We start from the raw sequence: 17137 nt of genomic DNA, 5'->3' as shown, positions 1-17137 counted from the left end.
AAATCCTCTTAGCATGAAGTGTGAGTGACTCTAATATGATGATAGAAAGTTTAGCTGCTTCAAAATCATGGTGGGAGGTATCTTATGAATTTTGAACTGACACAAGAACAGCAAATGGTCCGCGACCTTGCCAGAGATTTTGCGAAACGCGAAGTCGCACCGCATGCTGAATGCGTTGACAAAACGGGGGAATTTCCAATTGAAACATTCAAAAAAATGGGGAAGCTCGGGCTTTTAGGCATCCCATTTCCGGAAAGGTATGGCGGCTCAGGCGGTGATACGATTTCTTACGCCCTGGCAGTCGAAGAAATCGGCAGAGTATGCGGCAGCACGGGGCTGAGCTATGCCGCCGCCGTGTCGCTCGGCGCCGCCCCGATTTATTATTTCGGCACGGAAGAACAAAAACAGGAGCACCTTGTACCACTCGCTACTGGCCAAGCACTTGGAGCTTTCGGTTTGACCGAACCGAATGCGGGGTCTGACGCAGGAGGAACTCAAACAAAAGCCCGTCCGGACGGGGATTTTTATATCATCAACGGTGAAAAATGCTGGATTACAAATGCAGGTTACGCCCGAACCGTCATTGTCACCGCTGTCATCGGAAAAGACGGCAGCGGAAAAAATATCGTATCGGCGATCATCGTCCCGACCGATGCAGACGGGCTCACCATTAAAAGCGAGTATGACAAAATGGGTGTACGCGGTTCCAATACATCCCAGGTGATATTGGACAACGTTCGCGTTCCGAAAACAAACCTTTTGGGCAGTCCGGAAAAAGGATTCAAGCAATTTCTCAAGACATTAGACGGCGGCCGGATATCAATTGCTGCGCTTGCCGTTGGCATTGCTCAAGGCGCCTTTGACGCTTCATTGGCTTATGCAAAGGAGCGGAAGCAATTCGGCCGGACGATTTCGTCATTTCAAGCGATTCAGTTCAAGCTTGCAGATATGGCGCTGGAAATTGAACTGGCCCGCAATATGGTGATGAAAGCTGCCTGGCTGAAAGATCAAGCCCGTCCGTTCACAAAAGAAGCCGCTTTTGCCAAGCTGTTTGCTTCAGAAATGGCCGTCAGGGCGTGCAATCAAGCCATTCAAATTCACGGAGGATACGGGTATATGAGAGAGTATGGAGTGGAACGCATGCTGCGAGATGCGAAGCTGATGGAAATCGGCGAAGGAACCTCAGAAATCCAGCGTCTGGTCATCGCCAGACAGGTCGGGATCAGCAGTACGAAATAAAATGTAAGCGTTTACCAATTGGTCCGGATGTCATACTCAGACTACTCTTCTGAAAATCAAGCAAAAAACTGTATCTTGATTGGTAAAGATGCAGTTTTTTTGATGTTATTTTTCCAAAAATACATGAGCCGATAGCTTCTTTTTTTCGAATAACTGATGACAATTCATTTTCTTTTCACTCATTACTGAAGTGTATTAGATCTTTACCACTGCTTCTTGAATAAAATGATATAAAAGACCTAATACACTCGTCTGTACACCTGTTCTATTTGAACTAGTTCTTCATCCTGAGAGCTTTTTACATGATATGAACAGTAGAGATAAGGAGACTGCCTGAGAGATAAAATAACCATTTTCTAAAAAATTATTGAATTTATTGTTAAAATCGTTGTGTTTTGTCGATTTTGTATTACAATGATCCCATACGTATAATTCAGTCATATATTGTCATAAAACCTGCAACTATTTTACTTCTTTATCCTCTTATATTTGAAATGGAGGGGTTCCATTGACAAACACAACTTACGCTTTGACCCATGCTCAAAGGAGAGTATGGTTTACCGAGTTGCTAGATCCGGGGACAAGCATCTGCAATCTCGCAGCCTGTGTCAAATTCAGGGGCGCTATCGACCTAGATGTGCTGCGGCGGGCTTTGGACTTTTCAGTTTCCTGCCATGATTCGCTTCATTTTCAGCTGACAGAAGGGAAGGGAGCGGAGCCTGAGCTGTATCTCGCTGAACATCGCCCGCTTTCCATAGAGACCATTGATTTTACGGAAGTCAGCAAGGCTGAACGGGACAAGTGGATTGACGATCAAACTTCGATTCCGTTTAAGCTGTTTCATTCACCGCTTTATCAATTCACACTGCTTGCGATTTCAGACAAAGAAGTTTGGCTCTATGCAAAATTCCACCATCTGATAATGGATGGCATTTCTCTTAATCTGCTTGGCAATCAGCTGATTGAGATCTATCAAAAAATGATTCGGGATGACCCCTTGCCTCAACATCATGAACCTTCCTATCTCACTTATATCGAAAAAGAGCAGCAATACTTGCAATCTTCCCGTTTTGAAAAAGACCGCTCATTTTGGAAAAACACCTACCAAACCATTCCAGCACATTATTCACTAACAGAAAAAGCCGTAACTCAACAACAAAGCACCACGGCTATAAGAGAAACACTTACTCTTGCCCATCCCTTGACAGAATCGATTCGCCGCTTTTGTGAAAAGCATCATCTCAGCATTCTTTCTCTGTTTATGGCTTCGTTTTACATATGCATCAGCAGGCTGACATCCAGCAAGGATATTGTGATCGGGACCTATTATGGAAACCGCGCCTCCAGGCTGGAAAAAGGCATGCTCGGTATGTTTGTCAGCACACTGCCAATCAGAATGGCGGTTGATCCTGATTGTGATTTTATTTCCTTTGTCTCCAATATCGGGAAAGAACAGCTTTCCGTCATGCGCCATCAAAAATATCCCTACAATCTGCTGATGAACGAATTAAGACAGCAGCATAATGATCTGCAAAATTTAATCGTCACTTCCATACAGTATCAGCCGCTGCAATGGCAACAAGCGGATGGCTTCGAATATGAAACGGCCATGTATTTCAGCGGGCACACTGCCAATCAGCTGTCTGTTTCGATTAAAGAGCGCCTTGACACCGGTACCATTCAGTTAAATTTTGATTATCAAACGGCTTTGTTTACTAAACATGACATCAAACGGATTCAATCCCATCTTTTAACCGTTGTGGAAAAGGCGCTTGCGAAGCCGGATCAGCTGATTAAAAACATTGATATGATCGAGTCCGACGAGAAGGAGAGAATTTTGTTTACGTTTAACCAAACAGATTCTGTTAAACCTTTGGCGCCGACGCTGCATGGGTTATTCACCCACCGCGCGGCTCTTTCACCGCACATGCCGGCGCTTCGTTTTTCCGGTGGCATGTTAACGTACCGAGAGCTTGATCAGTATACCAATCAGCTCGCTGTCCGACTGAAGAAAAAAGGTGTCACCAAAGAAAGCGTGGTCGGCGTCCTGGCCGAGCGTTCACCGGAGATGGTGATCGCCGTGCTGGCTGTTTTGAAAGCCGGCGGCGCTTACGTGCCGCTTGATCCAAGCTATCCTGAAGAACGGCTTCACTACATGCTAAGCGACAGCGGCGCCAAGCTTCTCATCACAGGGCCGGGTTTATCCGTCTCAAGCTTTTCCGGGGAAACGCTTGAGGTCAACCTGTCATCACTTCAAACAGAACCAGCAGAGACAGAATCGGTTTGCGCCCATACAGATGGCGGCTCACTCGCCTATGTCATCTATACATCCGGTTCAACCGGGACACCGAAGGGGGTCGCGGTTGAGCACCGCCAGGCTGTCGCCTTTTTGTCCGGGATGCAGCGGCAGTTCCCATTAAGCGAAGACGATGTCATCGTGCTGAAGTCATCCTTTTCATTCGATGCTTCGATCTGGCAGTTGTTTTGGTGGATGATTCCCGGCGCCTCCGTGTATTTGCTTCCGCCGGGCTGGGAGAAGGATCCTGCTTTGATGACAGAAGCTTTCGCCAATGAAGGTGTGACGACGGCGCATTTTATCCCGGCGATGGCCAACAGCTTTTTAGACCAGGTGGAGATGGATACAGAGGAGAAAAGGACAAGCCTTGCGAAAACCCTCAAGCGCGTATTCGCCGGAGGTGAAGCGCTCGCTCCCCAGACAGCCGCGCGGTTTGCCCGCACTTTGCCGGAGACTGCGGTCATTCACGGCTATGGGCCGACAGAAGCTACCGTGGATGCCGCATTTTATCTGTACGACGACCAAAAAGACAGGGAACGGATGCGGCTTCCGATCGGAAAACCTGTACCAGGGGCGCGCCTTTATATTTTAGACAGTGAGAAAGCCGTCCAGCCAGCAGGAGTGGCCGGAGAACTGTATATCGCAGGCGCGGGTGTCGCCAGGGGCTACTTGAATCGTCCGGAGCTGACAGAAGAACGGTTTCTCGATGATCCGTTTTATCCAGGGGAACGCATGTATCAGACAGGTGATCTGGCCAGATGGCTTCCGGACGGTACTGTTGAATGGCTGGGCCGCACGGATGGTCAAGTGAAAATTCGCGGCTACCGGATCGAACCGGGAGAAGTCGAAGCGGTGCTTCGACAGATCGACGGGGTGCGGGAAGCGGCGGTTGTCACCCGGACAGAAGGTGCAGAAACCGAGCTTTATGCCTATATTGAAGGTCAAGATCAACAGACTGTAAGGGCAGAGCTGACCAAGCGCCTGCCGGCCTACATGATCCCTTCATCATTCATTGAGATGAAAGAGTGGCCTGTCACACCGAGCGGAAAGCTCGACCGCAAGGCGCTGCCGGCTCCCGGTGAAGCGGCTGAACGCCGCGTTTACACCGCACCTCGAAACATCACGGAAATGAAGCTTGCCAAGCTTTGGGAAGAGGTGCTGAAAAACGGCCCTGCCGGCATTCACGATCACTTTTTCGAACGGGGCGGCCACTCGCTGAAAGCGACAGCGCTCGTCTCCCGCATTGCCAAAGTGTTTGGCGTGCAGGTGCCGTTGAAGGAGATCTTCGCTAGGCCGACCCTGGAAGAGCTCGCAGCCGTGATTCAGGAATTGGATGAGAGTTCTTATGCGGCGATTGAACCGGCGGAAAAAAGGGAGGCGTACCCGGTGTCCTCGGCGCAAAAGCGGATGTATGTGCTCCAGCAGCTGGAAGACGGCGGTGTCGGCTACAATATGCCGGCGGCGCTTAAGCTGACAGGTCCGCTCGACCGCGCGCGTCTTGATGCGGTTTTCAGGGAGCTGATCAGGCGCCACGAATCACTCAGGACCTCTTTTGAAACAGGCCGAGACGGCGAGCCTGTCCAGCGCATCCATGATGATGTCCCATTTCAGCTCATGGAGTTGGTGACGGCTGAAGGCTTTGTCCGTCCGTTCCAGCTTCAAGAAGTGCCGCTTTTCCGCGCCGCTCTTGTGAAGGAAGCGGAGGAGCACCACCTTCTATTGGTGGACATGCATCACATTATTTCCGATGGGGTGTCTGTAAACACACTGATCCGCGAATTTGGCGAACTGTACGCCAACCGGACGCTGGCCCCGCTTCGGATTCAGTATAAAGACTACGCTGTCTGGCAGCGGGCATTCAAACAAGGGGAAAGGTATCAAAGCGAGGAGACCTATTGGCTGAAGCAGCTCGACGGCGAACTGCCGGTGCTGGAGCTTCCGGCCGACAACGCCCGTCCTGCGGTGCGAAGCTTTGCCGGAGATCATGTGTCCTTTTCACTTGATGCGGACACTTCAGCAGGCCTTTACCAGATCGCCCGCGAAAACGGCTGCACCCTTTATATGGTTCTTCTCGCCGCATACAGCACGCTCCTTGCGCGCCTCAGCGGACAGGAAGACATCATCATCGGTTCACCGATCGCCGGGCGGCCGTACAAAGACTTAGAGCCTGTCATCGGCATGTTTGTCAACACATTGGCGCTTAGAACGCATCCGGCAAAAAACAAACGTTTCACTGATTTCTTAAAAGAGGTCCGCCAAACGGCTCTCGAGGCATTCGAGCATCAGGATTATCCGTTTGAGGAGCTTGTCGACAGGCTCGGCGTCGTCCGTGATATGAGCCGCAATCCGCTGTTTGACGCCATGTTTATTTTGCAAAATATGGAACAGAGCGAAATGGAATTATCCGGGGTTCAAGTCAAGCGCGTCCAAACATTTGCCCACCAAGTATCTATTTTTGACCTTACATTGACCGCTTGCGAATCTGATGGAAACATCCATTTCGAAATGGAATTCAGCACCGATCTTTTCTTCAAACCAACTATCGAGCGCTGGATGAAACATTTGCTTAAACTTTTGCGCCATATCGCCAATCAGCCCGAGACAAATCTTTCGCGCATCAATATGCTGAACGATGCAGATCAACAGCAAATTCTTGTGGAATTTAATCACACACACCTTCATATTCCAGAACGAAATGGGGTGTTTCACGAGCTGTTTGAAAGAAAAACAGCTGAAAACCCTCAGCAAATCGCCATCATTGAAGGCGCGAAACAGATCAGCTATCACCAGCTGAATGATCGAGCCAATCGGCTGGCGCGGATGCTTCAAACAGCCGGAATCGGTCCTGGAAAACGAGCGGCGATTTTGGCCAATCGTTCGATTGAAGCCATCATAGGTGTTTTGGCCGTGATGAAAGCGGGAGGGGCGTATATCCCGATAGATTCTCATTATCCAGAGGAAAGAATTCGGTTTTTATTAAAAGACAGCGAAGCATCTGTGCTTCTAGTCCAGTCTGAATATATAGATCTCGCTTCACTTCTGACAGATGGCAGCATGCCTTACATTCATCTTGACCATGAACAGGATGATGACGAATACGGGGGACATATTGTTTCAACAGCAACTCCTGAAGATACTGCCTATGTCATCTATACTTCAGGAACAACAGGAACACCAAAAGGAGTCGAAGTCAGACATCGCAATTTCACACATGCAGCGCTTGCTTGGCGCAGCATATATGAGCTTGACCACATACCAGCGCGAGTGCTGCAAATGGCCAGTTTCTCGTTTGATGTCTTTGCAGGAGACATGGCCCGGGCATTCTTAAACGGAGGAACGCTTGTGATTTGCCCGGATGAAGTCCGAATTGAGCCTGAACAGCTATGTGAGCTAATGAATCAACAGCAGATTACATTAATGGAATCAACACCAGCCCTCATTGTTCCCTTTATGGAATATGTTTATCGCCGGAAATGCCCATTACCAAGCTTAAAGGTGCTTATTCTCGGTTCAGATATCGTCAGCGCACAAGATTTTTATACACTCAATGAACGATTCGGACAAAAGATGCGGATCATCAACAGCTATGGTGTAACAGAGGCAACCATTGATTCAAGCTATTATGAAATCACGATGAGCAAAGAGCCTCATCAAGATTTTGTACCGATTGGCATTCCGCTCCCAAATGTACAAATGTACGTTCTCAACAAGGATAAACAAGTTCAACCCATCGGCGTCCCAGGGGAACTCTTTATTGGGGGAGAAGGCGTCGCCAAAGGTTATTGGGGAAAAGCTGAGTTATCAAAAGCCAAATTCAACGATCCTTTAGCGCTAGGACGGCCGCTGTATCAAACCGGAGATCAGGCCTGCTGGCTTCCAGACGGCACCCTTCGTCTTTATGGGCGTCTTGATCAACAAGTCAAAATAAAGGGATACAGAATTGAGCCTGAAGAAATCGAAAATGTGCTTTTGAAGAACGAACAAGTCAAAGAAGCGGCAGTCGCGGTTCAAAAAGATATCGACGGGAAAGCCTATTTGGCAGCATACATCGTTCCTAAAGAAGCCGACATCCATGATCTGCGTCTAGCCTTGGCGAAAGAGCTTCCGGCTTACATGATTCCGGCTCATTTTGTCGGTTTAGAAAAAATGCCGCTGACATTTAACGGAAAACTGGATAAAGACGCTTTGCCAGCTGCACCTGTTCAGCGATCGCAAACCTACCATGCTCCGAACAATGAAAAACAAGCATTGTTATGCCGGATTTGGGAGGATGTGCTCCATGTCCGGCAAGCCGGCATTACGGACTCCTTCTTTCAGCTGGGGGGAGACTCTATTAAAGCGCTGCAAGTATCGGCTCGTCTTGCCGCTGAAGGATGGGATATGACGATTCGGGATTTATTTCAATTTCCAACCATTGAAGAACTGGCAAGTCATCTGACTCCGGCGGCATCCATCGCCGACCAGGGACCTGTTGAAGGAAATGCCAGGTTAACACCTGTCCAGCAAAGGTTTTTTGCCTACCCTGGCGCTTTTGAACACCATTACAATCATGCAGTCATGCTCACGAGTGAGGAAAGATTGAACGAGACCGCACTGCGCCGGGCCGTTTCCGCCTTAATCAAGCATCATGACGCACTGCGGATGATGTTTAAGAAAGACGATAGCGGACGCGTCCTTCAATATAACCGCGGAATCAGCCAAACGGATGGGGACGGATTTACGCTTAAGACCGTAGACCTCACCGACGAGACGCAGATTGCCGAACGCATAGAAGCAGAGGAAAAACGAATACAGCAGTCTATGCGTTTGGACAAAGGGCCCCTTTTTCACATCGGTTTGTTTAGATTGCGGGATGCAGATCATCTGCTGATCGCGGTTCATCATCTGATTGTGGATGGTGTGTCATGGAGAATTTTGCTTGAGGATCTACAGACAGCTTATCAGCAAGCTTTAGCAGACAGAAAAATCAAATTGCCGCAGAAGAGCGACTCTTACGTAACATATGCAAACAGCCTATATCCATTGGCAACAAGCAAAGAGCTGCTTGAGGAAGCGGCATATTGGGAACATGTGATGTCTTTTGAAACGGCCGCATTGCCAAAAGACGGTCACAGGAATGCGGAAAGGCTGCAAAAAAAGGCGCTCACCGACTCTCGCATGTTAAGCGTGAAGCTGACAAACCAGCTGCTGTTTGAAACAAAACAGGCATATGGCACAGAGGTGAATGAACTGATGCTGGCAGCCTTGGGCATGGCGCTTACCGATTGGACGAAACATGAGCAAGTCCTTGTCAGTGTTGAGGGGCATGGAAGGGAAGGACATGTTCCAGACATCGATATTTCCAGAACTGTAGGATGGTTCACCTCGATTTATCCGGTTCTTCTGAATATGAGCGCGTCGGGGGATTCAAGCGAAAAAACCGCTTGTCGTATAAAAACCGTGAAAGACATGATGAGACGCGTGCCGAACCATGGAACAGGATACGGGCTCTTGCAATCGTCCCAACGTATTCAGCATCGTGACCCTGAAGTCTGCTTTAATTATCTCGGACAGTTCGACGGTCTTGAGGGAATGATGCGGATGTCTCCTTATCAGCCGCGCCATAACATTGCAGAAGAGCGGCCCAGAGAATTTGATTTGGACATCAATGCCATGGTCATCAATCATCAGCTTGATATTCAAGCTGTCTATACCGACGTCTTTTCCCGGCGTACGATTGAAACATTTATGGACAGCTTCCATGACCGCCTTTGTGAGGTGATCGAGCATTGTTCCGCTAAGAAAAAACGTGAAAAAACTTTGAGCGATTTCAGCAATAAACAATTGACTTCCGCTTCATTATCAAGCATTGCCAATCTCGTAAAAGATCTTTAATTTCGCCGGAAAGGTGTGTGAAATTCATGGCGCAAGAGACAGAAATTCAAGATATCTATCCATTGTCGTATATGCAGGAAGGAATGCTGTTTCATTCACTGCTTCATCCTGATTCAAACGCCTATGTTGAACAAATTTCCTTCACCATTAGTGGTGATTTGTGTCTGGATTCATTTCAGAAGAGTCTGGATCTATTGATTGACCGCTATGACATTTTCAGAACGATTTATATAAAAGAGGTGCCTGATCTGGACGGGCCGCAGCAAGTCGTTCTATCACACCGAAAAGTACCGGTTCAGACGGAGGATATTTCTGCCTTGACGACTGAACAGCAGCAAACTTTGATAAAGAGCCGCAAACAAGCAGATCGGCTCCGAGGATTCGACCTGCAAAAAGGCCCATTAATGCGACTGACCCTTTATCAAACAGGAGAAAACCGACACACATGCGTCTGGACCCACCACCACATCATGATGGATGGATGGAGCTTAGGTATTGTGCTGCAAGATTTTTTCCACATGTACTACGCTATAAGAAACAGCCGGGCTATCCGTCTTGGAAAGCCGGCGCCTTACAGCACATACATGACATGGCTCCACAGTCAGAATAGAGAAAAAACAGCAGCCTTCTGGTCCGATTATCTGAATGGATATGGGGAGTCTGTCTCAGTCCCCGGCACAAAAAGCAAAACAACAGAAGGCGTTTATACGCCGAAGCACCTTCAATTTTCACTGAAGCCGGAAACCGTTGAAAAACTTTCCGATTTAGCAAGGCGATTGGGTGTGACGTTAAACACGTTGTTTACAAGTATGTGGGGCTTGCTTTTGCACCGCTACAATGCGACTGATGACGCTGTATTTGGCGCGGTTGTTTCAGGAAGGCCTTCAGCCATTGACGGAATCGAATCAATGGCCGGACTGTTCATTAACACGGTGCCTGTCCGGATTCGTTCTTCCGCAGGCATGTCATTTTCTTCGCTCGCCAAACAGGTGCAAAAAGACATCCTGACTTGTGAAGATCACGGCTATTATCCACTCTATGAGATTCAAAACGAAAGCGGCTTAAACAAAGACCTGATCAATCATATCCTTGTATTTGAGAATTATCCCGTCCAAATGCAGAAAGCGGTAAACTGCTGGCAGGAATCGGAGAAAAACGCGCTTGATCTTGACCATTTTTCCATGTCAGAGGAAACCAATTACGACTTGAACGTCGTCATTGTTCCGGGTGAGACGTTCTATATGAAATTCAGCTACAACGCCGAGGTCTATGATACAAAAGACATACTTCGGGTTCAAGGTCATGTAAATGAAGTGATCAAATGTGTACTGTCAGATCCCGATCGATTGATCACAAGTATTAATCTCGTGCCATTTGAAGAAGAAAAACAGATTCATGCTTTTCACGGCAAACAGCGTTTTTACCCGGACCAAACGGTTTATGAACTGTTTGAAGAGCAAGCGGCCAAATTACCGGAACAAGAGGCGCTGAGATTGAATGAAACAAGCTGGAGCTACCGTGTATTAGATGAACGGGCAAATCAAATCGCTCATGCGCTAAGGGATCAAGGCAGCCGTCCCAATCAAGTTGCCGCTGTGATGTTGCGTCGGTCAAAAGAGACAGTCGCAGCTATTCTCGGTATCTGGAAGTCCGGCAGTGCGTATCTGCCGCTTGATCCGGATCATCCGCCTGAGCGGCTTTCATTTCTCTTACATGACAGCCAATCCTCTTTGCTGGTTACGGAACAAGAACTGCTCCCGTTCGTTCCTGTGGATTACAAGGGGAGGATTGTCACAATTGAAGAAACAGCTGTTCAACCAACAGCTTCTCTTTCCATACAGCCGGGCAGCGGACATTGGGCTTACATCATTTATACATCGGGGACAACCGGGCAGCCGAAAGGTGTGCTCGTCAGCCATGAAAGCATTTCCAATACATTGCAATGGAGACGGGAAGAATACAACATGACAGACCGTGATATCGCGCTCCATCTCTTTTCATATGTGTTTGACGGGTCCGTAACAAGTCTGTTCACACCGCTTCTGTCAGGTGCCTGCGTCTTGCTGACAGATGAAGATGATGCAAAAGATGCCCTGGCGATTCAACAAATCATCGCCCGGCACGGCGTCAGCCATCTGCTCATCGTTCCTTCCTTATACCGCGTACTGCTGGAGACCTTGACAAAAAAAGACGCGGAAACACTCCGGGTTGTGACATTCGCCGGGGAAGCCGTGACACCTGATTTAATCACCTTAAGCCGCGACATTTGCAGCAACTCCGAACTGATAAACGAATACGGACCGACAGAAAACAGCGTGTCGACGACGGTGCTTCGGGATCTTCAGAAAAGTGAGCGATTGACAATCGGCCGGCCGATTGCCAATACATCTGTCTATATCATGCACGGCAGCCTGCTTCAGCCGATCGGAGCAGCCGGTGAATTATGCATTTCAGGAAAAGGTCTGGCTGAAGGGTACTTTCAGCAAAAGGAATTGACAGATCAAGCCTTTACCACCCACCCCTTTCATGAAGGAGAACGGCTGTACAGGACAGGGGATAAGGCGCGCTTTTTGCCGGATGGAACGATCGAATACCTTGGACGCTTGGATCACCAAGTGAAAGTCAGAGGATTCAGAATAGAACTAGGAGAAATTGAATCTGCGCTCCGCAGCATTTCTGGTGTGAAAGACGCGGCGGCAATCGTACGCACCACAGCCGATGGAGAACAGGAGCTTGCGGCTTATGTTGTATTGCAAAAGGAAACAGGGCGCTTGGACCTGCATGCAGCACTGACCGGAAAATTGCCGGCCTATATGATGCCGGACAGCTTTACAATACTGCCCAACATGCCGCTTACAACGAGCGGAAAGCTTGATCGCTCCGGTCTTCCAGAGCCGGCACATTCAGGCGGAGCAGACATCATGTCGAAAGCTCCCCGCACATTGCTTGAAACAGAGCTTGTTTCGATTTGGCAGGAAGTGTTGAAACGGGAGCGGGTCGGCATACGAGATGATTTCTTTCAATTGGGCGGACAGTCTCTTAAAGCGGCGGCGCTTGTCTCAAAAATCTATCAGCGGCTGCATGTTCAGCTGCCGATTCGCGATGTCTTTTCACATCCGACGATTGAAAGCATGGCTGGTGCAATAGAGCAGATGACAAGGGATATCTGCCCAGAGATACAGCCAGCGCCGGAAAAAGATCTGTACCCTTTATCTTTCACACAAAAAAGGATTTATGCCCTTCATCAGCTGGCAAAAGACAGTACAAGCTACAACATGCCCGCTTGCTTAGAGCTGCGCGGAACACTGAACCGGAAGCGCTTGAAAGAAGCTTTCGCAACATTAGTCAACAGACATGAAGCATTGCGTACTTCGTTTGTTTTACACGACGGGGAGCCGATGCAAAGAATCGTTTCAGCTGCAGAAGTGAAATGGACAGAGCTGCAAATCCAATCCGAGGGTTCGCTCAATGACATGATGGAGTCGTTCGTTCAGCCGTTTGATCTTGAAAAAGCTCCGCTGATCAGAGTCAGCTTGGCCGCGCTTAGCGAAGACCGGCATTATTTCCTTCTTGATATGCATCATATCATCGCTGACGGAGCGTCTATGGGCACATTCATTCAAGAGTTTGTCGACATTTACAGCGGCAAAGAGCTGCCTCCATTAACACTGCAATATAAGGATTTCGCCGTATGGCAAAATGAACAATTTTCCGCTGAAGCATTCAGCAGCCAAAAAAATTATTGGCTGGACATGCTGAAGGGAACATCGCCTGTACTGGATTTGCCGCTTGATCATAAACGGCCGCTTCTTCCCGATTTTAGCGGTGACACTTTGACCACATCCCTTGACCGGGAAACGGCGGACAAGCTGCATCAGCTAATGGACGAGACCGGTTCCACATTATATATGGTGTTTTTGGCTGGTTTCTCGATATTTCTTTCTAAACTGAGCGGGCAAGAGGATCTTGTTATCGGCTCTCCGGCGCTTGGGAGAGGCCGCGCTGAACTTAACGGGGTTATTGGCATGTTTGTGAATACAATGGCCATGCGAAGCAAGCCTGAAGGAAATAAAACAGTCCGTACATATTTGGAGGAGATCAAAACACTGACTCTAGAGGCTGTTGACAACCAATATTATCCGTTTGAGGAGCTCGTCCAACATCTTGATGTCCCTCGAGAAGTGAACCGCAACCCGCTTTTTGACGCCATGCTGGTGCTTGAAAACAGCGATGATTTCAAGATGGAATTACCGGAGCTGACGCTTTTTTCACATAAAATTCCGCATCACATATCAAAATTTGATTTGACTTTGTATGCCGAAGAACATGATGACGGCACGATCAGCTGCCATTTTGAGTACAGTACCGCCTTATTTGAAAAAGCAACGATTTCACGGTGGTCTGATCATTTTAAAGAACTCATCGGCAGCATGTCGGCCAATCATGACATGAAGCTGTCCGACATGCAAATGCTGACCGCTAAAGAAAAGGACATGCTAGTAAGTCCTGCCGGGCAGACGGCTGAATATCCGAGACACGAGAACATCGCGAGTCTATTTGAAAAACAGGCAGCGGCCATTCCGAATCGAGTAGCCGCCGTGATCGATGATCGGCAGCTGACTTACCGGGAACTTAATGAAAAGGCCGAACGGACAGCGGCCATGCTGAATGAACATGGTATCGGTTCAGGGCAAGTGGTCGGTTTGATGACAGAACGCTCGCTGGATATGCTGGTTGGCATTCTCGGCATTTTAAAAGCGGGAGGCGCCTATTTGCCGATCGACCCTGATTATCCAGCTGAGCGGATCCGCTTTATGCTGGATGACAGCGGGGCGCAATTACTGCTGACCCACTCAGGACAACAATGGGACGAAACCATTGACATGCCTATTTTATATATTGGCGAGGCAAAGAAAGCCGCAGGGGAAAGACTGCGCCAGCCTATATCCGCCGAACAGCCGGCATATGTGATATACACATCGGGAACAACAGGAAAGCCGAAAGGTGTAATGGTTGAACACCGCAATGTGGTCAGCCTGATCAAACATAACGATCTGCCTTTTTCATTCGGGCCTCAGGACGTCTGGACGCTGTTCCATTCCTACTGTTTCGATTTCTCGGTCTGGGAAATATTCGGCGCACTTTTACACGGCGGAAAGATTGTCATTGTGCCAAAAGAAACCGCCCGTGATCCCCATGTCTATCGGCTGCTTTTACAAAAAGAAGGCGTAACTGTGCTAAACCAAACACCTACAGCTTTTCGCGGGCTTATCGATGAAGAATCACGGCATTCGGACCGCTTGCAGCTCCGCTATGTCATCTTCGGCGGGGAAGCCTTGCAGCCCGGGATGTTGATGAACTGGAATGAGAAGTATCCAGAAACGGATCTCATCAATATGTACGGCATTACCGAAACAACGGTGCACGCAACGTTTAAAAAGTTAACTCGAACCGACATTCAACACAATAAAAGCAATATCGGAAAACCGCTGGCAACCCTTCAAGCCTATGTCACGGACGCCTATATGAACCTGCAGCCCGTCGGTGTACCGGGGGAACTGTATATCGCAGGCGAAGGAGTCGCAAGAGGGTATATCAACAGGGATGAACTGACCGGTTCCCGATTCATCAGAAATCCGTATGTTCAGGGACAACGCCTTTATCGTACGGGAGACATCGTCAAAAGGCTGCCAAACGGCGAACTGGAATATGTCGGCAGAAAAGATGCCCAAGTGAAAATCAGAGGATACCGGATTGAATTGGGAGAAATCAGGAGCGCCCTTCAAGATCTCCCTCCAGTCAAAGAAGCAGCAGTCATAACAAGATATGACAAAGACGGGCGGCAATCGATCTATGGATATGCGGTAGTGAAAGCGGCGCAAAACCTGAATGAAACCGACATTCGCGCCTCTCTCAGAATGATCCTTCCAGAATATATGATACCCGCGCGAATCATCCAGGTTGACGAACTGCCGCTGTCGGCTAACGGCAAGCTTGATGAAAAAGCGCTGCCAGAACCGGCGGCGAATGAGAGCACCGGCGAAGATCTAAGCCCAAGAAACGATATTGAACAGATGATGGCTGAGATTTGGGGGGAGCTCTTAGGAACGGATGAGCTCGGTGTGAACGCTCATTTCTTTAACCTTGGCGGAGATTCTATTAAAGCGCTGCAAGTATGCGCAAGGCTAAAGCAGCGGGGCTATGAAACAACAGTTCGCGATCTGTTTACGCATCAGACGCTTGGCGAGCTGTCAAAGCGGGTAACGAAAGTCCGGCGCGTGATTGATCAAGCTCCCATCAGCGGCGAAGTGCCGCTGACGCCTGTGCAGCAATGGTTTTTCTCACAATCTTTGTCACATGATCACTTTCATCAATCTGTCATGCTGTACAGCGCGGCACGATTTGATGAAACGGCTCTGCAAAAAGCGCTGACCCATATCGTGATCCATCATGACGCACTGCGGATGGTGTGCGGATATCAAGACGGAGGTTTAGTACAGTACAACAGAGCCGAAGATCTTGCCAAAGAGGAGCTGTTTTCGTTTGAACTGCTTGATGTAAGAGAGGCAGGTGCATTAGCTCAAGAACATGTGATGATTGGAAAAGCGGCGGAGCATATCCAGAAGTCGATTCAGCTTCAGACAGGGCCGCTTGTTTCAGCCGGGGTTTTTCGCGGATCGGACGGCGACCATTTGCTGCTTGTGATTCATCATCTTGTCATCGACGGAGTATCATGGCGCATCCTCTTTGAAGATTTGACCACCGGATACAAACAGGCGCTGGAAGGAAAAGAAATCGTGTTTCCGGAAAAGACGGATTCCTATCAAACCTACGCCAAGCAGCTGACTGATTACGCAACAAGTCAACAGCTATTACGGGAAATAGATTACTGGACTGAGAGGGAAAAAACGATAGTTAAACCGCTTCCGAAAGATGCCGTAGTTCCTGCGAATCTGCTTAAAGATACAGACGCCATAGATATTCGGCTGACAAAACAAGAAACAGAGCATCTGTTAACCACCGTAAACAAGCCGTATACGACAGATACAAATGACATATTACTTGCCGCGTTAGGTCTTGCGCTTCACAAGTGGACCGGCAATGATCGATTCAAAATCAGCTTGGAAGGCCATGGAAGAGAAGCGCATTTGGAGCATATCGATATCAGCCGGACGATCGGCTGGTTTACCTCGATTTATCCTGTTTTACTCGATGCAAGCCTTCCGGATTACACAGATGATCATGAGCGGATCGGCTACCATATCAAACGGACAAAAGACATGTTGCGCCGTATTCCGTATAAGGGCGTCGGCTACGGGGTGCTGAAATACATCAGTGACATGTGGGAACCTGCAGATTCCCAGTGTCCTGACATCAGCTTTAACTATTTGGGACAGTTTGACGAAGATATCAAGTCGAGCGGGTTTCACATTTCCCCGGTCAAAGCGGGGCATGAGGTCAGTCCGGATTGGGAGCGGCCTTATCTTCTCGATATCAGCGGCGCCGTATCTTCAGAATGTCTCGTCATGCACTTTGTCTATAACCGGCTTCAATATAAAAAAGAAACAGTACAAGCTCTGGCAGACCATGTTCAATTTTTTCTTGAACATATCATCAAGCATTGCACAGATAAAGAAAACCAAGAAAGAAGTGCAACTGACTTCACTGATGAAGATTTAACATTGGAGGATCTGAGCGACATTATGGGAGCCGTCCATAAACTATAGA

3 protein-coding genes are annotated in these 17137 nt (G+C 48.5%); all 3 read left to right on the top strand.

Going from position 1 to position 17137, the window contains the following annotated elements:
- The first annotated feature begins 84 nt into the window (after positions 1 to 84).
- The 3 genes from RBH91_RS11360 (at position 85) to RBH91_RS11350 (ending at position 17136) form a co-directional block, all read left to right on the top strand.
- Complete coding sequence (locus RBH91_RS11360) at positions 85 to 1239, top strand: acyl-CoA dehydrogenase family protein (RefSeq protein ID WP_307891651.1); 1155 nt, start codon at positions 85 to 87, stop codon at positions 1237 to 1239.
- 508 nt (positions 1240 to 1747) lie between these two features.
- Positions 1748 to 9409 (top strand): non-ribosomal peptide synthetase, encoded by a 7662-nt coding sequence (locus RBH91_RS11355; protein WP_307891650.1) that lies wholly within the window; start codon positions 1748 to 1750, stop codon positions 9407 to 9409.
- Between the two features lie 26 nt (positions 9410 to 9435).
- Entirely contained in the window at positions 9436 to 17136 is a 7701-nt protein-coding gene (locus RBH91_RS11350) for a non-ribosomal peptide synthetase (protein WP_307891649.1), read from the top strand.
- Position 17137: the final 1 nt, after the last annotated feature.

The sequence above is a fragment of the Bacillus swezeyi genome, assembly GCF_030908325.1.
GTDB lineage: Bacteria > Bacillota > Bacilli > Bacillales > Bacillaceae > Bacillus > Bacillus swezeyi.
Note: the sequence above shows the minus strand (reverse complement) of the source record. Positions and strands in the feature narration are given on the sequence as shown.

Coding starts and splice junctions, on each gene's coding strand:
- RBH91_RS11350 (WP_307891649.1), top strand. CDS start 9,436: ATGGCGCAAGAGACAGAAATTCAAGATATCTATCCATTGTCGTATATG.
- RBH91_RS11360 (WP_307891651.1), top strand. CDS start 85: ATGAATTTTGAACTGACACAAGAACAGCAAATGGTCCGCGACCTTGCC.